The organism is Desulfovibrio sp. 6_1_46AFAA, assembly GCF_000224635.1.
Taxonomy (GTDB): domain Bacteria; phylum Desulfobacterota; class Desulfovibrionia; order Desulfovibrionales; family Desulfovibrionaceae; genus Desulfovibrio; species Desulfovibrio fairfieldensis.
The window spans coordinates 192,014-210,534 of the sequence record NZ_JH114301.1; the positions used below are offsets into that span (position 1 = coordinate 192,014).

Consider the following 18,521-nt stretch of genomic DNA (forward strand, 5'->3'; position numbering starts at 1 on the left):
CCACCGGCCCGCAGAACGTGCCGCCCCACGTCCATCAGCCCGTGGTCATCTATCTAGGCCGGGCGGCCCAGGTATAGGATGATCGGCTGCCAAATATGCTCCGGTACGTTCTTGGGGCCGGTCGGGACGGCATTGGAAAAAGCAAACTTGGGCAATAAATAGTTGCCCGATACCACACTATCCACAGAGGCAACGACAGTCTTCCTCGAGGGATCCTTCCCCCAAAGCCCGTCTCCATAAAAACCGTATCCTGTACTACCCGGCGCAGGGAGCACAGCGAAGTGACCTTCAGCATCCCGAATTTCATCTCTTCCCCACGCGCCCGCCGTCCCATCCGCTCCGAGCACCCAATTTCGGAAAAACTGGCCGCCGTGGAGAGGAAGGTATAATCCCGTGGGGTTAGCGCTGTTTGGCCTGAACTTGCCAAGGTTGGCCGCCTGTTCTTCGGTATCGGCGTCCCAAGGCATGACAAGGCCGGTAAAGCCGCCCTGCTCATAAACCTCGCCAAACTCCGGCCAGTCCTCGAACGCCACGAAAGATCCGTCCGGCCAGGCGTGGTTATCGGGCAGCACCGTGGAGCGGTGGAACTTAGGCGCGCCGATGGACAGCTTGCGCAAAAAATCCAGTTCCGTGACCGTGGCGTCCGCCTTTTGAATGACGGACAGCACGCCGTTTTTGTCCACGGTGAGCGAGGTACCGTCAGGTTTAATGATACCCGCACGGGCTGCTGTGGCTACAAGTACGGACAACAGGCCCGCCGCTGTAACGTCGAGGCCGGAACCCACCTGTACAAGGCCGGGAGCCTTGGTGGTGGCAATGGGAGCCTTGACGCCGATAATCTTGACGATGGCCTGCCAGAGCTGCGATGTATCAGGTTTGTCCAGCTCCAGGCCCGCCTCCGTCACAACCTTGACCAGCTCTTCCTGAACGCTGTTCAACCAGTCCGCCGTTACGGTGGTGGCGGCTACGGGGATTGTGGGATCACCCTCGGTAAATTTATTGTCCGGGGTAGCGGTGCTGCTGTCGATCCTATGCACGGGGATTATCCTCCAGATAACTGATGAGCCCGATAGTATGCGCGGGCTTACGCCAATTGATGATGCACTCCAGTATGGGATCGCCCCAAGTGCGCAGGGCTTCGCCAGCGACGCTTTGCCCGGACCGGAAGGTACGTGATACGTCGCCCGAGGCCTCAACCAGAAAGGCAAAAACCCATCCGCCGTTGGTCAAAACGTCTCCCGCGCGGGAGCGCCCGGCCTTGAATTCGCGGAACTCCTGAATCTCCACGGCATAGCCAGCCAAAGATGCGTAGCGTTTGAGCCACGCGCGGGATATGCCGCCACGCTCCAAGAAAGCCACTGCCAACAGGGCAATACGTTCCTGTAGGAGCTGCCCGCCTGCTGCGCAGGGGCCGGGCAGGCCGTAGACGCGTTCCCAATCCGGCAGCCATTGCTGCCAGAGCCACGGGCGTAACGCGCCCAGCACCGCCGCGCCGTCCGTTTGCACCCGGTCCAGCTCCCGGCCTTCCATGGCCAGCGAAAGGTTCTGGCGCGGCGCGTTGGCGTCGTAAGATACGGGCGGCAGCAAGGCCGCCAGCAGATCACGGTGCGGCATCTAGAGGGCCTCCAGGGTCAGTTCACCAGGGCGGCACCATTGCAGGGCTGTCGGGGACGGATTGGCGGTGGGATCGCGGATGGCCACGTCCGCCACGCCCTCCAGGCCGGAGACAGCAGCAATGCAACGGGCCAGGATCAGCGGATCGCCGGGCCGGAGCGCGGAGAATTGAGCCAGCAAAGCGTCCGCCACCGGGCCGCGCAGGCTTTGCAGCGTAGCCGTGCCGCTGACGCGCAACGCAAGGGTCATATCCACAGACAGCAACACGGGCGCATAAACTGTCGCATGTGCGCCCAAGGGACGCTCCGTGTCTATGTGGGCTTGGCAGGCCTGCACCACGTCCGCGCCGGGGATGCCGTCCGCGCCGGTTATCACCACGTCAACCGTGCCCGGCCCCTGCCGCAGGGGATAGACTTGCGCGTCGGTCACACCGGGCACCTCCCGTGCCCAGCGGCGATAGTCGGCCTTCGTGCCGCCGGATGGCGGATTACGCATGTAATCCAGCAGACGGGATAGCAGGTCCGCGTCCGTTTCCGGATTGGTGCCGCCCTCCAAGGTCAGCAATGCACGTGATTGCACTCCGGGCGGCGCGGCAATCAGCGTCACGGGAGCGGCGTCACGGTTCGGCAATGCCCCGGCCTGTATGGCTTCACAGGCAGCTACAGCCGTGGCGGCGTTGTCATCTCCGGTGAGAGTCGCGGCCTCCGTGCTGCGGAACGCCACCTCATCGGCGTCTTTGACCTGTACGCCAGCCGGGACCACGGCCCCGGCTCGGCCCGTAAAGATCAACGTGCCCGTAGCGCGGGTGGCTGGCTTGTGGGTAATGCCACGCAAGGCGCAGTGTTGCTCAAGATATTCGGGGTCCGCTGTATCGGGTATTAGCTGGCGGGCCTGCCACGCCTGATAGGCATAGAGCCCTTCGGAGGCCGAGGCCGTGGCGCTGGCGCGGATGTAAAGGTCACTGTCCGTTTCCGTATGGGCCGTAGCGTCCAGATTGCGCGCGTCGCGTAGCTGCCGCTGCCGGATTTCATCAAAGCTGGGGATGTTATAGGGCACGGTTAGCCTCCCACAACCACAAAATGCTCAAATGTGTAGGCCGCGCCGCTGGCGTCTTCCACCGCCACATGCAGGAGGCAGCGGCCATTATGCGGCTGGTCCACCGACACTTCGATGGATCGCGCCCGCCCATCGTCCAGCAAGGTTTGCAAAGCCTGCTCCGCATACTGGCGGGCCAACACCCCCACGCGCGCCACGTCTTTTTCGCGCGCCAGCTCGTGCAAGCGGCTGCCCAAAGAGGGATCAGCCCACCAGGAGCCGCGAGGCGTTTGCAGCCGCAGATAAACAGCATTGCCAAGATGCCCGATGCGCTGGCCGGTGTAGTCGCCGGAGAGGGGATCAAGCTGTGCGTCCATGGCTCCACAATAGTGGAGTCATGGACGCAAAAAAGGCTGGTGGAGTTCAGCACTTCCTGAGGGACGCTACTGCGGCTCGCCGGTGGTGCCGCCGCTGTCGCCGGGATGGGTATGGTGCATCTGGCTCTTGCCTCCGGCAATCTGGTCGCCGCTGGAGGTGTGGGAGCCCACTTGGGTAATGTCGCCCTGGAGCCGGACGCTGGCCGTCATCTCCACACTGTCGCCTTTTTCGCCGGTGGCGGTCATGTTGCCCGTGACCGTGGTCAGGGGCGTGTCCAGGACAATACCTTGCCCGGCCTCAATGATGGCGCTGTTCTTGGCCTTGATGCGCAGATCGTCACAGTCGATGTCCACCACGCGTCCGGCCTTGATATGGACGTAGGCTCCTTCCTGGCTGTACATGCGGGCCTCGCCCGGCCCCACCTTGAGGCGATAGGCCCCGTGCTCCGTGGCAATGACCACGCTGGCGCTGCTGCGCCCGGCCAGAGGCAGCACAATGAGCTGGCTGTCCGCCGGGATGCCCGACGAAAAACCGAACTGCTGCAAGACTTCCACGGCCTGGGCCTGTTCCCCGGCCAAGGCTTCGCCCTGGGCCAGTTGCAGACCCGGCCCCCCGTCGAGCGCGGAAAGCCGGGCGCGGTACGGCAGGCGCAGGGCGCGCAGCGCGCGGCGGATACGCTCGTCAATCATAGCGGCAATATCCATCAGTCCTCCAGATCAAAGTCCATTTCATCACCGTCGCTTTTCTTCTTACGTTTTTTAGCCTTTTTGGCCGTATCCGGCAGCCAGACGGCCCACGGCTTGAGCGTCAGCATTGTTGTGCGTCCCTCTCTCCCGCCGAGCAACGTGCGCCGGGCCAGCAGCAGGGATATGTCGCAGAGTTTTTCCACACGCAGACGAATGTGCATGCCCGGCTCCCAGAGCGAGCCTGAGTCCGTGCGGTGCCCATGTACCACAGCCGTGAAGGTCAGGCTGTCAAAGACGCCGTCCGTGATGATCTTGCGGGCGCGGGTGCGGGCCATGGCCACGCTGTCCACATGTCCTTCGTCGCGGATCAGGGGGCGGTAAAACCATGCCCCACCGTCCTTGACCGTGGCGCGTAGGGCGTTCTGCGCCTCGTCATCCTCCCCGCCTGTGGACTGGCCCAGCACCGTAACCTCGCTGTGACGGCGATTGCAGGATTCCTCCATATCGAGAGCGATGACATTATTTTTAGTGCCAGCGCTGCTGTCGATGGAGCAAATCAGTTCCGCGTCCACGACGCGGGAGTAGTCCGGCGCGGCCACTCTGAGGGTGCCGTCCGGGGCGAACCAGGGCCAGAGGCCGCTGGCCTCGGCCGCGCGTTGCAAGGCTTCCCAGGCGGTCATCCCCGGTTCGATGCTGACTTTTTTGAATGCCGCGCCACCGGGCTGTACGTCGATTTTGTCCACGCCCAAGGGGCGGACCATAGTGGCGCAGACTTCGTCCAATGCCACCTCGCGCTGGGTAAATACCGGGGCCGAGCAGTCCAGGAGGATGCCCGCGCCGTCGCGTCCGGACAAGGACAGCTCCAGGCCGTCGCGGGCAATGCGGCGGCGCAGGGAATCCACCCGGCCCGTGAGCGCGAGGCTGTCCCCCACGCGTACCTCAACCTTGGCCCAGGGACGCACGTAGCCGGGCAGTTGCGCGGCGGGGATGCCCAGGCTGACGCTCCATGCGTCCGCCGGGGTGAACAAGTCGCTGTCAAGAGACAAGCGCGTCCAGTCCCGGTGCAGATGGCCTTCGATGGCCACGCTGACGCGGTCACTCTCAACGGGCATAGACAAGCACCTCCTGGCCCTGGGCTATAAAGTTGGGATTGCGTACCTGGGGATTGATGCGGGCCAGCTCCCCGGCGCGCGTGTAGTCGCCATAGAGGCGATGCGCCAGCAAATGGAAGTTGCAGGGCTGATCCACTGTACGCATGACCAGCGGCGGGCGGGCATTGAGCGCGGCCTCTCCCAGCTGTTGCACGGCCTGGGCGGCGTCGCGCAGGCACTCGGATATCGGGTGGACCACAGCCTGCGGCAGGCTGGCGCGCACGGCATGCAGGCAATCTTGCAGACGGTCGCGCGCATTGCCCGTGAGGCTTTCCACCTCCGCCGGGGTCAGGGTGGGCGCGGCCAGCTCGGCCACAAGCGTGTCGCGCGCGGCCTGGGCGTAGACCTGGGTTTGCGTCAGCATGGCGTGAGTCGTGGCCTGCCCGATGGGCGTCTGCGCGCTGCCGGGCTCAGGGATCGGGGCTGTCGCGGATGCCGTGGGCGGCTGGCGGATGGCCAGCACAGCCTCCGCCCGGCCCACGCTGCCGCTGACCGGGCCGCTGATCCACGCCGGGCCGTAACTGTTGGCCCCGCTGGGGTATGTGCCGACATTCTCGCCGCTGCTTACGTCCAGGCGCGGCAGCAGACCCGACAATCCGCTCAGGGATGCAAAGCCGGACACCCCGCCCACAGTGGACGCCGCCGACTGGATACAGGCGGACAAATCCGCCACAAAGGCGCTGGGAAAATCCAGATAGGACATGGCGGTGCGCGCCACGCTGCGGGCGCTGTCATAGACCATGAGCAGGCCGTCCAGCTCCGCCAGAACGCGGTTTTGGAGGCTGGCCGCCTGCCCGGCCACCTCGCCCAGAGCTGTTTGCAGGCTGGCGGCGCTGTCGCCCAGCGCCTGGGCAAGGCCGCCCAGCAAGGCGTCAGAGGCGCGCTCGGCCAGAGAGCGCGTGCTCTGGTCAGCGAAAAAGGGATTGTCCGGCGAGGCTTCCACGGCCTCAAAGCTGACTGTGGCGTAATCCGGGCGATCAGCCTCGTGGCCCACGTCCCAAGTGCGGATGGCCACTTCCACGCTGCCGAACACCGGGTGGATCAGCTCGCCTTTGCCCTCTTCCTCAAAGGCCTTGACCAGGGCACGCAGGCCCGAAAGGTAGTTGACGCCCCAGAACACCGCTTTAAGGGGGATGACGCGCGCCTTGCGGCCCAAGTCTTCCACCTCCGCGCCGGAGCGGTAGGGGTATTCGTGAATGGCCAGGGATTTCTCACCCTTGTCGCTGACGGATTCGACCTGGAAGGGAACGCCACGGAACGAGGCATCAAGAAGGGATAACCAGGACATGCGGCCTCCTAACGTCGGGTGGCTTGGCGGAGCTGTACCTGCTCCACCTTGCGGGCAATGACTTCGCCGTCCATTTCAAGCTGGATATTGAGCGTTGCTGCAAGAGGCTGGTTTTGCATGATCTGCGCGGCCTGGAGTACCGTCCGGGTAATATCGGGCTGACTCTGAGCGCCATTTTCAGGCTGCGGGGCCGGGGCCGCCTCATCATCGTCGCCGAAAAACCAGCCGCCCAGCTTCTTGCCCACCCAGGAGCCGCCGAAATATCCGGCAATGCCGCCTCCCAGGCCGCCGATGGCCCCGCCGATAGCCGTGCCGATGGGGCCGAGAAAAGAGCCCAGAGCAGCGCCGCCGATGGCTCCGGCCTTGGCGAGAGCCAGCGATCCGGCAAGGCCCCCGGCGGTTTCCGTGTGGGCCTCATTCTTCTGGGCGCGGGTCAGGGAGTCGTCCAGTTCCGTGCTTACGGCGTCAATGGCTGATCCGGCCACAGCCAGCACGCTGCCCGCTTTGGCCGCACCTTTAAGCAATGCCGCCCCCTTGCCGCCCGCTGCCGCAGCCGAGCCTCCGGCAGCGCCCACGCCCTCGGCTGCGGCCTCTACTGCTGTACCTGCTGGGGGCGTGGGGATAGCTTTGCCGCCGCGAAGCCACTCCAAGAAACTGAAAGCCGCGCCGCCTGCGGCCATGCTGCCGCCCACTGCTGCCGCTCCGGCCAAGCCAACTGATGCAGTGGGGTTTGCGGCCATGGCGTCCGCAGTCCACCCTAGTGCGCTGTCCAGTTTGCCTTTTACATTGGCAAAAAAGCCGTCCATGGCCGTATCCCAAGCATTACCCAAGGCATCGAACTTGCTTTGCGTAGAGGAGGTTACCACTTCAAAGAACTTGCTGACTGTGGCTCTGGGGTCTGTTTGCACGGCTTCCAGCAGTTCATTACGCCGCTCGCCGCCGTTGGCCATAGCCACTGCCGCCCGCCGGGCCTGGGTGTCCCCGATGATTTGCCCAAAAAGCTGGCTTTGCCGGGCGGAAAGTTGGCGTTGCAGAGCATCTCGCTCCACGCCCTGGGCTTTCTCCATGCGGGCGTTCAATGTGCGGTAGAGCTTATCCTTTTCGACCACGCCTTTCTGGATGGCATCCACAAAGGCAAGGTTCATGTCTTCGCCGCCAGCCGCTGCCTTTTGGTACACCTCGGCGAGGTAGACCTTTTTCTTTTTGAGGTTTTTGTATGCTTCCGGTGAGTTGCGAAATGATTGCAGATTGGTGTAAAGCGTGGCGGCCTCGGCGCTGCTGCCCGATGCGTCGCGCATCAGCTCAAGGTTCGCCAGATGGTAGGCCGTGCCCTTTTTACCCAGCATATCGGGCGCGCTGGCGAAGATGCCGGGCAGGTATTGTCCCATGTCCTTCGTTTCAAAACTGCCCGCGCTACCTGCGTTGGCCATCATTCCCAGAATTTCTTCCGCATCCTCTTTCGAGAACTGCCGGACTTTAAGGCCCGCCGCCACAGTTTGAGCAAGGTCTGCTCCAGAGGAATTGGTAGCAGTGGCCGTGCGTTGAATTCCGGGCAGAATGCTTTTCGTTGTTTCAAAGTCGATGCCTGCACCAAAGAGCGCGCCGCGCGTGGCCATGGCGCTGTCATTGGTGCCGCCGCCGTACTTGACTGCGGCGGCATCCAGGCCCCGTAGCTCTGCCTTGCCCGCTTTGATAGACGCCGCGTCTTTGCGCTCGCCAAAAGCCACTGTGGCGTCGTAAAGATACTGTTGTTCCTTATCCACAGGACGCTGGATAGCCGCTTTGGCGGCCATGCCGCTCGCGCCCACGGCTGCGGCGGTCTGCCAGCCCTTATCCAGGCCGGGACGCAGTTTTTGCAACAGCCCCACGGCGTCCCGCAGGCCCTTGCCCACCCCACGCATGGCGCGGGCAAGGCCCGTCGCGCCCCGTTCCGCGCCCCGCAAGCCGGATTGCGCCTCCCGCGCGCCACGGGCCACGGCGTCCATGCCACGGGCGGCCTCAGTGGCGTCACGGGCCACGCGTTTGACGGAGTCCGCCCGCCCCACGGCATCCACGGCGTCGCCCGCTTTTTTGGCGTTTTTACCCAAGGCGTCCAGCGCCGTACCGGCGGGCTTGCTCAGATTGTCTTTGAGCTTGAGTTCGGCTTGTACTTGCAGATCGCTCATGGGCGTTTCCATTTTCGCCAGTTCTGGCGCAGGCTTTGCACGCGGGGCGTGCCCCTACGCTGGACCTGGGGGTACAGGATTTCCACAAAGGCTTCGGCCTCATCCACGGACATGGCGCGGATTTCCGCCAGCGCGAAGCCCTGCCGCACCAGCGCGGCCTCCACTACGCGGAGGGGGCGGGCTGTACGCTGGCGGCGGCGAGCTTTTTTAACAGGGATTCCTCGACGGCGGAGAGGACGCCATACTCAGTGCTGGCAAGCCTGCCCAACAGTTCCGGGGTAATGGCCGGGGCATCCAGATCGCCCAGACGGACAAGGCAGGATGCCCATTTGTAGCGACTGATGCGAGCCAGACTGGGCGCGTCCCCGGCGTCGGCCTGGGCACTTTCCAAAGCGCATTCCACGTCTTCCATAGTAGGCAGGCGCATTTCAAAGTCCTTGTGCCAGACGCCGCCCACCTCAATTCCATATAAAAAAGAGCCTTTTTCGGTCAGCATGGCTTATTCCTCCACCCGGTCAACGGCGAAAAGTTTGATATCCCGCTTGGCCTCGCCCTCGGACTCATAGGCCGGGGAGACCTCCTGCACCACGCAGCCGGTGTAGGCCGTGCGTTTGCCGTTGCCGGAAATGGGATAGATGACCATTTTCACGTCAAAGGCGTTGAACCAGTCCAGTTCCTCGCCGTCCACGGGAATGGGCACGGAGGCCGAGATTTCAAAAGTGGCCACGCCCGTGGAATAGCCCGCGATACGGCGTTTGCGGTTCATGGTTTTTACGGGCTGGCGGCCCGTGTTCTCGGTGACGGAAAAACTGCTGCACTCCACCTCGCGCCCATCCACTTCCAGGACGACAGCGCCTACATATTCCTTGATTGCCATAACGTCTCCTTTCGCGGACATGGGATGAAGAAGGCCCGCACCGCCACAGTAGTGGCGGCACGGGCCTCAAGAAAGGCTGGCGAAGTTCAGCGGTTGGCTAAAAGGATTCTTTGGCTTCGGAAGCCTTCTTTTGCATATCCTGAAGCGCCGCGAATGGTGCGAGGAATTGGATACCCAAAAGGTTTCCCGCGCGCCGGACTTCCACACTGCGGAGATCACGGGGAGCCTTCATGGCGAAGTCCGCAAAGCTGGCGATGCTCTTATCCTTCGCAATGGGCTGAGATTTAGCGGCTTCATAGAATGCGTAGATCAGCTCCGGGGCATTTTGTGATTCGTTCTCGAAATTGACGACGGCTGTGGGTATGGCCTTGCTACCCTGCTGTCTGGCGATATGAATAACGTCAAGCTGCTTGGAACCAGTACTCATATTCAGGAGGGCATAGTCATTGGCAGCCACCGTTTGAATGGCGGCCATGAGCGATTGCGCATCAAGGCTTTTCGCCAACATAACGGAAGTAAGTTTACCGTCCTCAATCATAAAAACCTGTTCCCATTTTTGTTTGCCAAATGTCACAAGTTTTTTTACGCACAGATCACCGATAAGGTTTTCATGCTTACAGTCCACAGCTTGTGACTTTTTTTGTACTTCAGCCTTGGGCATACCGTAATAATAGTCCTTGAAGAGCGGAATGTTGTCTTCAGCTAACGCCGGAACAGCAAGCAGCAAAAGCAGGAAACAGGCGAGCAGTTGTTTCATGGGGGCGGCTCCTTCTATGTGTTTGCCGTTAGGATACGAAAAGCCCCTTGCCGGGGCAAGGGGCTTGCGGGTCAGGCGGCGGCTTTTTCCTGGGATTCCAGAAGTTGCACCGCATCGGTTATGTTCTGGTAGATGTCCTCAAAGGTGAAGTAGAGACCGTTGGCGTCCTGGCTGTTCATGTCCACGCCCGCCCCGGCAGGCAGAGAGCAAAGCAGGCGCTGCTGCCAGCGGATGCGCGCGGCCGCCGCCGTGAGCAGATCGCAGGGATTGGCGTCAGGCATGGGCCACCTCCAGCAAATTGCCCTGCACCGGGCCAGCGGGGACAGTGGAGGCAGGGGCCAACCAGCCCAGGGCGTCGGCAGCCTTGAGCAGACGGGAGACATCGCGGCCGTCGCAATCCAGCAGCTTGGCAATGGCCTGCTTGCCCAGGCCCATGCGGCGGTAGCGCACCACCGAGCGCAGGCGGCGCTTCTTGGCCGGGCCGAGGGACCACATGGATTGAGCCAAAGCTTGCTGCTGCGGCGCAAGTTCTGCCAGTGCTTGCCGCCGCCCGGCTTCGTGCGCCTGCAAGACGCGTTGCTCGCGGATTTCACGCAGCAACCGGGCCAGTTTGGCACGGAACTCCCGAGCCTTGGGCGTGTTGGCAAGCATGGAGATGATGTACACGCCTTCTTCGGTGAAGTGGCGCACTTCATAACACTTGCCGTCAGTTGACATCAATTTGATGCCAACTGCGTAACTGCTTAGTTCTTTTTGATTTCTGCTGAACAAAATATTGATGGACTTGGACGGCTTACTGTAGCCGAGTTGGCGGCCTATTTCCTCGGAAGAAAAGAGTATTTTCCCTTGATATTCAAGGAAGTTCAGGCCGTTTTCATTGATTATGGGCGTGACTTGAGATATGCTATTTTTAGCCATTTCACTACCTCCCGTGTAGTGTCTGGGTTAGGCTTCAAGTGGTGTTGGCGCACTACTTGGAGCCGTTCTCTTTTTCATCCTTGTCCCAGCCGGGATAAAATTTATCAAGCATATCAAGGAAAAGCTGCTTAATACTACGCCGCTGTTTTGCGGCCAAGGCTTTTATCTTCGCATGCTCTTCGGTTGAAACAGGGAATGCGACCTGCTTTCGCTCCATTGCACCTCCTTGCGAAAACTAAAAAACAAGTTTTTGCAAGTTGTCAAGAAAAATTTGCGCGGCGGTTGGCACTGATAGCATTTTTTAATAGAATATTCTCTATAGCTAGGGGGGAATATGACTATAGATACTATTGGTGATGTTGCTATGCCATCGTGGTTGGAGCAGATTCTCAGCAATCCTTGGATAATTAGTATTGCAAGTGGCCTCTTAACAAGTATTATTGTATATATAATAACAAAACCAATTATTGCAAGGCGTAAAAAGAGAGAATTGGAGCAAAAAGCCACATCTGCCAACCATGAGGTATTATATGCTTTGAGATCTGGAATTCCTAATGGCAATATACCAGAAAATAACATTATTAATAGGCTTATAGAAGCAACAGCAAAGAAGTATGGCATTGCCCCTTGTGATATGCTATCAATTGAAGAATTATTTTCTGATATTATAAAAGAAGTTTTGGATTCAGCTTTTATAACTTCAGAGAAAAAAATTGAATTATGCAATAAGCTTAACGCAACATCACAAAAAAATAATAAAGAAAAGTGTAAATTTACAGAAAAGATATCAAGTGATAAAATGAATTTTTTAAGCATATATGTAGCCATAATATCAATACCAGTATCTATTTTAACATTCTTTTTAACAGAAAAAACAAACTTTCCTTTTAAAAAGTTAGAGACAATATTACCTGTTATTATACTTACAGTGATTCTTGCTACTCTATTTTTAATTTTGCGGACAATAGAGCTAAAGGAAAAAGATAAACAACAAAATAAAGACAAGGGGAATACTGATTGAGAAAATTGAAGTTAGAATAATTAGAAATTCTGGCTTCTCTCAGCTATGCTTCATCCTCCGCCACGTCCAGGGCGGCACGGGGCTTTTATCCCGCCACAGACCGCGCCCGGCGGCCTTGGCCTCGCGCTGGTGCAGCCGCCAGAGATCGCAGACGGCCAGCTTGCAGTAGCGGTCATCCACCCAGGCGAGTCCGGAACTGACCAAGGCGTCTTGCAGCACCAGCATGTCGCCCAGCAGTACGATGCCGCCAACCACGCGCTTATAACTCTTAGCTTTTTGTGCCGGGATGACCTGCACCGTCTTGCCCAGCAGCACGCGGGCGGTCAGAGCGCGGGCCTTGTCGCCATAGGGTTGGCCCAGCTCCGGGCAATCCACGCCGTAGATGCGGACCTTGGCACTTTTACCGCTGGCGCGGCGCACGGTGATGCTGTCGCCGTCATGGACGCCGACCACTTCGCCGCTCCAGGCCAGGGCGATGGCGGGGGTAAATAGCAAAATAAGTATGAAAATAAATGAACGCATGGTTATGTTATATGCCGTGCGGCGGGCAAAGAAAAGCCCCGCTAGGCGGGGCTTAGCGCTCATGGCGTGGGCTTTTCCGGCGGCGAGCACCGCATGGGGAGCGGGCCACTGGAGCCGATTTCCCACATTTGGGTCAGGCCCCCCTTACCATTTTCAGCATGGAGCAGATAGCTGTAGCCGTTGACGCAGAAAATATAAAACATGGAAAGACGATCATAGTGAATCATGGATATATTCGGGCCTGTTTTTGCTTCATTGCTCTCGCAACCTGTCAGGCATACGGACAGGAGTAATACCGTCGCAAGGCACATCAGTTTAACGAGTTTCATCTTTACCTCTCCTGATGTAGCTTAAAATGCTATCCCGTGCGTCTTGGAACAAGCCCCAGTTGTCCGCCCACGAACTGCGAGCCTCTTCTTTCATTTTGTGCAGACAATCCAGGACTACCTGAGCAAACATCAGCGGGGATATGGCATACAACAGCGCCAGCCCCACGCGCGGATGCCGCCTGATCCACGCCCGGCTTATCCGCAGCCTACTCATTATCCGGCTCCTTTTGTGCGGCGTCTTCCGCCTGTTGGCGGGTGCGCTCCAGCCATTGCCGCACCTCTTCGCGGCTGCTGGTATCCAGAGCGGACAAACGCCAACTGCCGTCATTTCTCTGCACCAGCACAAGGCTTTTCTGCATGGCGAGCGCCGCAAGACACTCGTGTATAGTCCGCGTGCTGCTTTCGCGGGAGTGGCGGAATACCTCAAGGAGCTTGCTGAATTCAGCTTCCCGTTCTTTGTGGCGCATATTCGCGCGATAGTAGTCGCAGCCCAGCGAAACGAGCCAGCAGAAAAGCACCCCATACAGCAAGCCACAAGTAAGCCATTCTTTGATACCCATGTTCCCCCTCCTTTACAGCAACAAATCAATGACGCCCGCGAAGACGTGCAGGCCGTTGACCACGTCCGTGGGGATACGGCAGTTCAGGCGGTTGGCGTCCTGTAAGTCGCGCTCGCAGATCACGCCCTCGGCATTGGCCGCCACCTCTTCCACGATTTCCAGCTCTTCGAGTTGGCGCAGCACGTCCAGCACTTCGCTGCGCACCTTGGGCGGGGTGCGGGTGGAGAGTTTTTCGCGGGGGAAACGCAACTCAATACGCTCGCGCACGGCCTTGGCCACATAGTCCATGGTGCGGATGGTGGTCATATCCAGCATGGACACATCGGCCACGCCCGCCGGGTTTTTGGTATAGGTGGAGATAGCGCGCACTATCTGGACCACGCCGCCCGGCCCCACTTCCAGAGGGGTGACGCCGCTTTTCAGGGCCACTTCCTGCTCGGTGCGGGACAAGCGGGCCGTGTCCGGCGGCGCGGCAATGCCGGTCAGTTCCAGGGTGTTCAGGGGCCGGGCCGGATCTTCCTCACTGGCGGCCACGGCGCAGTAGGCGGCGGCAATTTCCTCCGGCGGGCTGGCGCTGCCCGGCAGGCAGGCAAGACTGATGCGCTCGGAATTGACGCTGCCCGCCAGCGTGGCGGCTGTGGCCAATGTGGAGGGCGTGGCCAGCCATGCCGTGGCCCGGCGCTGCTCCAGCGGGCCGCTGACGGCCTCCAGGTGATCGCGCAGGGTGCGCAACTGGCTTTCCCCGGCCCAGGGCAGACAGTAGAGCGTATAATCCGCACCGAACACGGCGGCCAGGGCGTCCTCCAGCTCCGGGTCCTGTTGGCCGTTGCCCATTTTGACCACGGCGGCGGTGTAGCCCGGCACGGTGCAGGATGCGGCCAGGGAAACGGCATTGCCCAGCGTGCCCTTGTTTTTGGCCGTAATGGTCAGGGTGGGCACGGGGCTGGGGGTCGCTTCCGTCACTTCCGCCGTGGTGACGGCCGCAGTGACGGGCAAATCCTGCTCCGCTTCCAGGGCCTTGTTCAGCTCGGCCAGGGTGTCGGCGGCGGCGTCCTTGTAGGCGACGGCCACACTGATCTGGGCCGTGCCTACGGTGAGGGTCAACACGCCCACGCCCGTGGCCTCGCCCGTAAGCGTCAGCGTACCCGTGGCCGCCAGTCCGGCGCTGTGCGGGGGCACGGGCAGCACGGACAAGTCCACATAGGGATATGCCTTGATGGCCGCGCGAGTCATCAGGTGGGCCTGGGAGCCATAACCAAAGAGCTCTCCGGCGGTGGCGTCGTCATAGACGCGCACGGGCTCCAAAGGGGCCGTGCTGTCCTCCAGGCGCTGGGCGATGACCAGCATGCTCTGGCCGTTGGTGGCCAGGGTGCGCACGGCATTGCGGGTGTTGTATTCAAAGTATTTGCCGGGCTTGCGGATGCTGGCCGGGATTTTTTCAAACGAAATATTTGTGGAAGCCATAGTTACTCCTTGGAGCCCTTTTTGCTTTTGGCGGCGGGGGCCGGGCTTTCCCACAGCAGCAGATCGCCGTCCGCCAAGCGGCGGCGGTAATAGGGCACATCCGGCACATCCTTGGGCGTGGCGTCGGTAATCATGGCGCGCACGGTCAGCATGGGCACGGCGACGCCCTGGCGGGCGATGACGGTCAGGGTTTTCATTTTTGCTCCTCGTGGAGGTTGATGCGGACGCGGGGGAGGATGTCGGTCAGCAGCGGATCATCCGCGTCCGGGTCTTGCGGGGGCTTGAGCCAGTAGTGCAGGCCGAGACGACGCAGCTCCGGCAAGGGCTCGGCGGATGGCGGCAGATAGCCGTTTTCCGGGGGCTCCCCTTCCGAAGCAATGGGCCTCTGCCCCGGCTCCCGTAACGTGAACTGCACGCGCGAGGTCCAGTCCTGGGCCAGCACGGAAAGAGCCTGGGCTGCTATTTTAGCTGTAAACAGCGTGCGGATGCGGCCAGGGCGCAGATAGTCCACGCCGTCCAAGCCGAAATCCCGCATGCAGATGAGGTTCCCCACATCCTCAAGCATCTGATAGGTGCCCACATACGGCGTGCCCGACGGGCCGCCCTTGCGGGCCGTGGCCTCGTTGCGCACGCTGCGACTGGCCACAACCGTGGCAAACTGCACGCGGGCCTCAAAGCGGGTTTGGGCCGTGTTGCAGGGCTTGGGTTCGGTCATACTCTGAAAGGTCACCCACACGGCGGGCAGCGCGCGGATCACCGCCTGCCAGTCGCCCATGAGTTCGCCGCCGTAAGAGCCGACAAAACGCAGATAATCCGGCTTTGCCGCCGTGAGGCATTCGATCATGCCGCTTTCAATGCCGTCGATTCGGTAAAACATATCACCTCCACAAAACGGGACGGTGGCTTTGCACAAAGCTCACGTCGCCGATGCCTTCGCCGTCATCCTCGCCTCCGCCGCCATCGGGCGGCGGAGGCAGGTCAGCCAGCCCCTTTGCAACGGCCTTGAGCCAGTCCAGAGCTTCCTGGTAGCGTCGGGCAATGGCCTCGCTTTCCTGGGCGTCGCCGCCGGTCAGGTGGTAGCGGGCCATGTCGCCCACAAAGCTGGCCAGCGGTTCGGGCCAGACGGTTTCCCCGCTGTTTTCCGCCGGGTTCAGCGGCACGGGGTAACGTGTGGCCAGATAGCTGTCCGCCTCGCGGCTGGCGCGGTGCAGGGCATCCAGCAGCAGGGCTTCGTCCAGGCCCTGTTCGCTGTCGCCGGGAGCGAGCTGCAAAAGCTCGTTAAGCCCGAACCGCCGCAGCAGGGTTTGCAGGTCGCCGTAAGACGGCGCGGCGGGGATGTCGGCAACCGGGGGCAGGCTGGTGTCAGGCATGTTATCCGGCGTCCTCATCCGCCTGTTGGGCGGGTTTACTGGCTTTGGCGTTCTTTTTTGCCGCCTCTTTGGCATCGTCCTTTTTGGCCTCGGCCTCCGAGACGTCTTTGTCAGTCACCACAAGCCACGGGTCAGAGCGCAGGGCCGCCAGCTCCTTTTTATCCACCGCAATGATCTGTCCGGCGGCGTCAAAGCACATGCCGCAGCGGCAACGGCGCGCCAGGGGCGGTTTGACCTTTACATGCACGTCCATCTTTTTCTCCTACAGCCACGCGCAATTGATGATGGTAGCCTCGTCATACGTGGGGTTCGACTCGCCGCCGTTGATCAGCTCCATGCCCACCACGCGCTTGGCCGCGCTGTACAGCGATGTGGGCACCACCAGCAGGGTGCCGCTTTTGCCGCCACGCCCCAGACCAAGGGGACGCCCGCCGTCCGTGTGGAAGGACTGGATCATGGCCAAAGCCTTTTCGAAGTTGGCGCTGGTCAGATCGTCGCGCACACAGACGCCCTGCTGCCAAAAGCCAAAGCCCACGTTGCAGCGGTAGCGCACGCCGTAGCGGTATTCGTCGCTCATGAAGACATTGTCGGAGCGGGGATCAACCTGAGAGGCCAGCTCCGGCCTGGTGCGCTCCTGGAAGATCAGGGGCTTGAGCGGGCGGGACACGTCCAGCAGATACCAGGGCGTCTTGCTTTCCGGGCTGGCGGCGGCGTCCAGCAGATTGCTGACGGTGACAGCGTCGCCCGTGCCGTCCACTTCCGGATAGACCGGGTGGTCCGTGTCAAAGAAGTTCTGCCCGTCATAACAGAGCGTGCCGAGGCCCTTGCCCAGCAGGCTGAACACCAGCTCGTCGGGATGCGTGGCCGCCGCATAGCCCATTTCCTGGAACAGGGGCGTGTAGATGCCCAGGTTGTCGTCTTCGATGTCCGTGCGCTTGACGCCCACCGTGCTCTCATAGAGCTTGTTGGTCAGGCTGTAACCATGCTCCTGCATGGACTTGACGCTGCGCTGGCCGATCCACTCCCGCAGCTTGGGGAACTGTCCCAGCCAGCCGTAAGTGGTGGAGGCGTTGGCGCTGGGCATCAGCGTGGCGATCTGCTGCCACTGGCCGGGGGCCTTGGCCTTGCCCTTTTCAAAGGCCGCCGAAAAACCGGGGCGCAGGGCGGCGATCAGATTGTTGGTGACGACAGCCATTTAGACGGCCTCCTTGTGTTTGGCGTATTCTTCCGCCGTCAGGCCCAACTGGGCGCGGGCGTATTCCTCTTCGGCGGTCAGGCTGGCCGTGCCGGGCGTACTGTCCGGCTCTTTGCCGCCGGTCTGGGTACCCTTGAGCGCCGCCACCGGGGGCGTGGATTTAAGGAATTCGCGCAGAATGTCGGGATTGCTCTTGGCAAGTCCATCGGCCCAGGGCTTTGCGCTGGCCGCAAGGCGTCCGTCCTTGAGCGCGGCCTCAATTTCGCCGGACAGCGCGGCCACCGCGGCGGCCCCCTCCATATCCGCCAGTTTGGCGCGCAGCTGCGCGGCCTCCTGCTGCACAGCCTGGAACGTGGTCATGGCCACATACTTGCCGGGATCAGGAGGCGCGGCCTTGGCGCAGGCCAGTTCGGCCTGAGCCGTGGTCAGGGCGGCATCCTTGCTTTGCAGCAGGGCGATCAGGTTTTGCTGGGGCAGATGCCGGGAAGCGGCAGCCGTTTGCGTGGTTTCCCCGCTTACGGATGCCGACAGCAGCGACAGGGCTTCGGCGCATTGCGCCTCGTCCGCCGTATCCGGCAGGCCCAGCAGCGTGCGGAGCAAAGCGAGCAGCTTGTCCATATGCTTGTCCTCTTGGGTGTGGGTTTTGGCCTGGGCTGCGGACATGCCGTCCAGGGCCGGGTTATTTGTCAGTGCGGCGGAATGCAGCTCAAGCACCGCGCCGCTATGCCGGTCGAAAGAAAATGTGGGGCTGATGAAGCGATACTCGCCCGCGCGGATATGGGCGCGGGCCTTATCCGTCCATTCCACGGAGGCAAAAAGCCCTTCCGGCGTCGCCTCCAGAGCGGTGATCCAGCCCGCAGCCGGGGCGGGTTGGCCGTTCTGGCGGCTGAGATGGGTCTGGTGCTCGTAGTCGATCACCACCGGAGTGGCGCGCTGCCGCCAGCGGGCCAGCAGGGCTTCGGCGTCCTCGGGCGTCAAGCGCCACTCTTTGGCGGAGACACCCTTGAGATTGCCGGGCCGTCCGTCACGGGCCGCAAAAGCCCCCGCCGGGAACAGCTGGATGCGCCCGGCGGCGACAGACGCATCGCCGCCGGGCTGGGCAGGAGTGAGCGCGGCCAGGAGAGCCGCGCGGGTAAGGAGGGAGGTGTCTTGGATGGCGTCCATGGCCCTGGTGTACCAGGGCTCGGAGCG

26 protein-coding genes are annotated in these 18,521 nt (G+C 61.3%); 1 reads left to right on the forward strand and 25 read right to left on the reverse strand.

Going from position 1 to position 18,521, the window contains the following annotated elements; translation table 11 throughout:
- Window positions 1–53 precede the first annotated feature (53 nt).
- From HMPREF1022_RS16475 to HMPREF1022_RS18450, 15 genes are all read right to left on the reverse strand, one after another.
- A complete protein-coding gene (locus HMPREF1022_RS16475; protein WP_009302028.1) occupies window positions 54–1,037 on the reverse strand; it encodes a hypothetical protein in 984 nt (327 codons plus the stop codon).
- Entirely contained in the window at window positions 1,030–1,614 is a 585-nt protein-coding gene (locus HMPREF1022_RS04320) for a YmfQ family protein (protein WP_009302030.1), read from the reverse strand. The genes HMPREF1022_RS16475 and HMPREF1022_RS04320 overlap by 8 nt, the downstream gene beginning before the upstream one ends.
- On the reverse strand, window positions 1,615–2,670 hold the full coding sequence (locus tag HMPREF1022_RS04325; protein WP_009302031.1) for a baseplate J/gp47 family protein: 1,056 nt from the start codon (window positions 2,668–2,670) through the stop codon (window positions 1,615–1,617). It lies immediately after the preceding gene.
- Between the two features lie 2 nt (window positions 2,671–2,672).
- Window positions 2,673–3,026: a phage GP46 family protein gene (locus HMPREF1022_RS04330; RefSeq protein ID WP_009302032.1), complete on the reverse strand. Its 354-nt coding sequence runs from the start codon at window positions 3,024–3,026 to the stop codon at window positions 2,673–2,675.
- A 66-nt stretch (window positions 3,027–3,092) separates the two neighbouring features.
- The gene (locus tag HMPREF1022_RS04335) at window positions 3,093–3,731 is read right to left on the reverse strand and encodes a phage baseplate assembly protein V (RefSeq protein WP_009302033.1); all 639 of its coding nucleotides are present in this window, start codon (window positions 3,729–3,731) and stop codon (window positions 3,093–3,095) included.
- Window positions 3,731–4,825 carry a phage baseplate assembly protein gene (locus HMPREF1022_RS04340; protein ID WP_009302034.1) on the reverse strand — a complete coding sequence of 365 codons (1,095 nt, stop codon included), beginning with the start codon at window positions 4,823–4,825 and terminating at the stop codon, window positions 3,731–3,733. Before HMPREF1022_RS04340 ends, HMPREF1022_RS04335 begins: the two co-directional genes overlap by 1 nt.
- On the reverse strand, window positions 4,815–6,152 hold the full coding sequence (locus tag HMPREF1022_RS04345) for a DNA circularization protein (protein ID WP_009302035.1): 1,338 nt from the start codon (window positions 6,150–6,152) through the stop codon (window positions 4,815–4,817). The genes HMPREF1022_RS04340 and HMPREF1022_RS04345 overlap by 11 nt, the downstream gene beginning before the upstream one ends.
- Window positions 6,153–6,160: 8 nt before the next feature.
- Entirely contained in the window at window positions 6,161–8,317 is a 2,157-nt protein-coding gene (locus HMPREF1022_RS04350; RefSeq protein WP_009302036.1) for a phage tail tape measure protein, read from the reverse strand.
- The gene (locus HMPREF1022_RS17955; RefSeq protein WP_009302037.1) at window positions 8,314–8,466 is read right to left on the reverse strand and encodes a hypothetical protein; all 153 of its coding nucleotides are present in this window, start codon (window positions 8,464–8,466) and stop codon (window positions 8,314–8,316) included. The genes HMPREF1022_RS04350 and HMPREF1022_RS17955 overlap by 4 nt, the downstream gene beginning before the upstream one ends.
- A gap of 14 nt (window positions 8,467–8,480) precedes the next feature.
- Window positions 8,481–8,813 carry a hypothetical protein gene (locus HMPREF1022_RS04355; protein WP_009302038.1) on the reverse strand — a complete coding sequence of 111 codons (333 nt, stop codon included), beginning with the start codon at window positions 8,811–8,813 and terminating at the stop codon, window positions 8,481–8,483.
- Window positions 8,814–8,816: 3 nt separating this feature from the next.
- Window positions 8,817–9,194, reverse strand: coding sequence for a hypothetical protein (locus tag HMPREF1022_RS04360; protein ID WP_009302039.1), 378 nt, complete (start codon window positions 9,192–9,194; stop codon window positions 8,817–8,819).
- A gap of 97 nt (window positions 9,195–9,291) precedes the next feature.
- A complete protein-coding gene (locus tag HMPREF1022_RS04365) occupies window positions 9,292–9,951 on the reverse strand; it encodes a hypothetical protein (protein WP_009302040.1) in 660 nt (219 codons plus the stop codon).
- Window positions 9,952–10,022: 71 nt separating this feature from the next.
- A complete protein-coding gene (locus HMPREF1022_RS04370; protein ID WP_009302041.1) occupies window positions 10,023–10,232 on the reverse strand; it encodes a hypothetical protein in 210 nt (69 codons plus the stop codon).
- Window positions 10,225–10,869, reverse strand: coding sequence for a BRO-N domain-containing protein (locus HMPREF1022_RS04375; protein ID WP_009302042.1), 645 nt, complete (start codon window positions 10,867–10,869; stop codon window positions 10,225–10,227). Before HMPREF1022_RS04375 ends, HMPREF1022_RS04370 begins: the two co-directional genes overlap by 8 nt.
- A 52-nt stretch (window positions 10,870–10,921) precedes the next feature.
- Window positions 10,922–11,086 (reverse strand): hypothetical protein, encoded by a 165-nt coding sequence (locus tag HMPREF1022_RS18450; protein ID WP_009302043.1) that lies wholly within the window; start codon window positions 11,084–11,086, stop codon window positions 10,922–10,924.
- A gap of 117 nt (window positions 11,087–11,203) precedes the next feature.
- On the opposite strand from HMPREF1022_RS18450, the gene HMPREF1022_RS17960 reads away from it, so the two are divergent.
- Window positions 11,204–11,890, forward strand: a complete 687-nt coding sequence (locus tag HMPREF1022_RS17960) for a hypothetical protein (RefSeq protein WP_009302044.1) — start codon at window positions 11,204–11,206, stop codon at window positions 11,888–11,890.
- Between the two features lie 39 nt (window positions 11,891–11,929).
- Here the strand turns inward: HMPREF1022_RS17960 and HMPREF1022_RS04380 are convergent, their stop codons facing one another.
- The 10 genes from HMPREF1022_RS04380 to HMPREF1022_RS04430 form a co-directional block, all read right to left on the reverse strand.
- Window positions 11,930–12,412, reverse strand: a complete 483-nt coding sequence (locus HMPREF1022_RS04380) for a thermonuclease family protein (RefSeq protein ID WP_198005313.1) — start codon at window positions 12,410–12,412, stop codon at window positions 11,930–11,932.
- 59 nt (window positions 12,413–12,471) lie between these two features.
- On the reverse strand, window positions 12,472–12,741 hold the full coding sequence (locus HMPREF1022_RS04385) for a hypothetical protein (protein ID WP_009302046.1): 270 nt from the start codon (window positions 12,739–12,741) through the stop codon (window positions 12,472–12,474).
- Window positions 12,742–12,947: 206 nt separating this feature from the next.
- Window positions 12,948–13,301, reverse strand: a complete 354-nt coding sequence (locus HMPREF1022_RS04395; RefSeq protein ID WP_009302051.1) for a hypothetical protein — start codon at window positions 13,299–13,301, stop codon at window positions 12,948–12,950.
- Between the two features lie 12 nt (window positions 13,302–13,313).
- Window positions 13,314–14,765, reverse strand: a complete 1,452-nt coding sequence (locus tag HMPREF1022_RS04400) for a phage tail sheath subtilisin-like domain-containing protein (RefSeq protein ID WP_009302052.1) — start codon at window positions 14,763–14,765, stop codon at window positions 13,314–13,316.
- Window positions 14,766–14,767: 2 nt separating this feature from the next.
- Window positions 14,768–14,962, reverse strand: coding sequence for a hypothetical protein (locus tag HMPREF1022_RS04405; protein ID WP_009302054.1), 195 nt, complete (start codon window positions 14,960–14,962; stop codon window positions 14,768–14,770).
- Window positions 14,959–15,642, reverse strand: a complete 684-nt coding sequence (locus tag HMPREF1022_RS04410; protein WP_009302056.1) for a phage protein Gp37 — start codon at window positions 15,640–15,642, stop codon at window positions 14,959–14,961. Before HMPREF1022_RS04410 ends, HMPREF1022_RS04405 begins: the two co-directional genes overlap by 4 nt.
- A 1-nt stretch (window position 15,643) precedes the next feature.
- Entirely contained in the window at window positions 15,644–16,135 is a 492-nt protein-coding gene (locus HMPREF1022_RS04415) for a DUF1320 domain-containing protein (protein ID WP_009302058.1), read from the reverse strand.
- Window position 16,136: 1 nt separating this feature from the next.
- Window positions 16,137–16,388: a hypothetical protein gene (locus HMPREF1022_RS04420; RefSeq protein WP_009302060.1), complete on the reverse strand. Its 252-nt coding sequence runs from the start codon at window positions 16,386–16,388 to the stop codon at window positions 16,137–16,139.
- 9 nt (window positions 16,389–16,397) lie between these two features.
- Window positions 16,398–17,330: a Mu-like prophage major head subunit gpT family protein gene (locus HMPREF1022_RS04425; RefSeq protein WP_009302061.1), complete on the reverse strand. Its 933-nt coding sequence runs from the start codon at window positions 17,328–17,330 to the stop codon at window positions 16,398–16,400.
- Window positions 17,331–18,494 carry a phage protease gene (locus HMPREF1022_RS04430; protein ID WP_156802837.1) on the reverse strand — a complete coding sequence of 388 codons (1,164 nt, stop codon included), beginning with the start codon at window positions 18,492–18,494 and terminating at the stop codon, window positions 17,331–17,333.
- Between the last annotated feature and the right edge of the window lie 27 nt (window positions 18,495–18,521).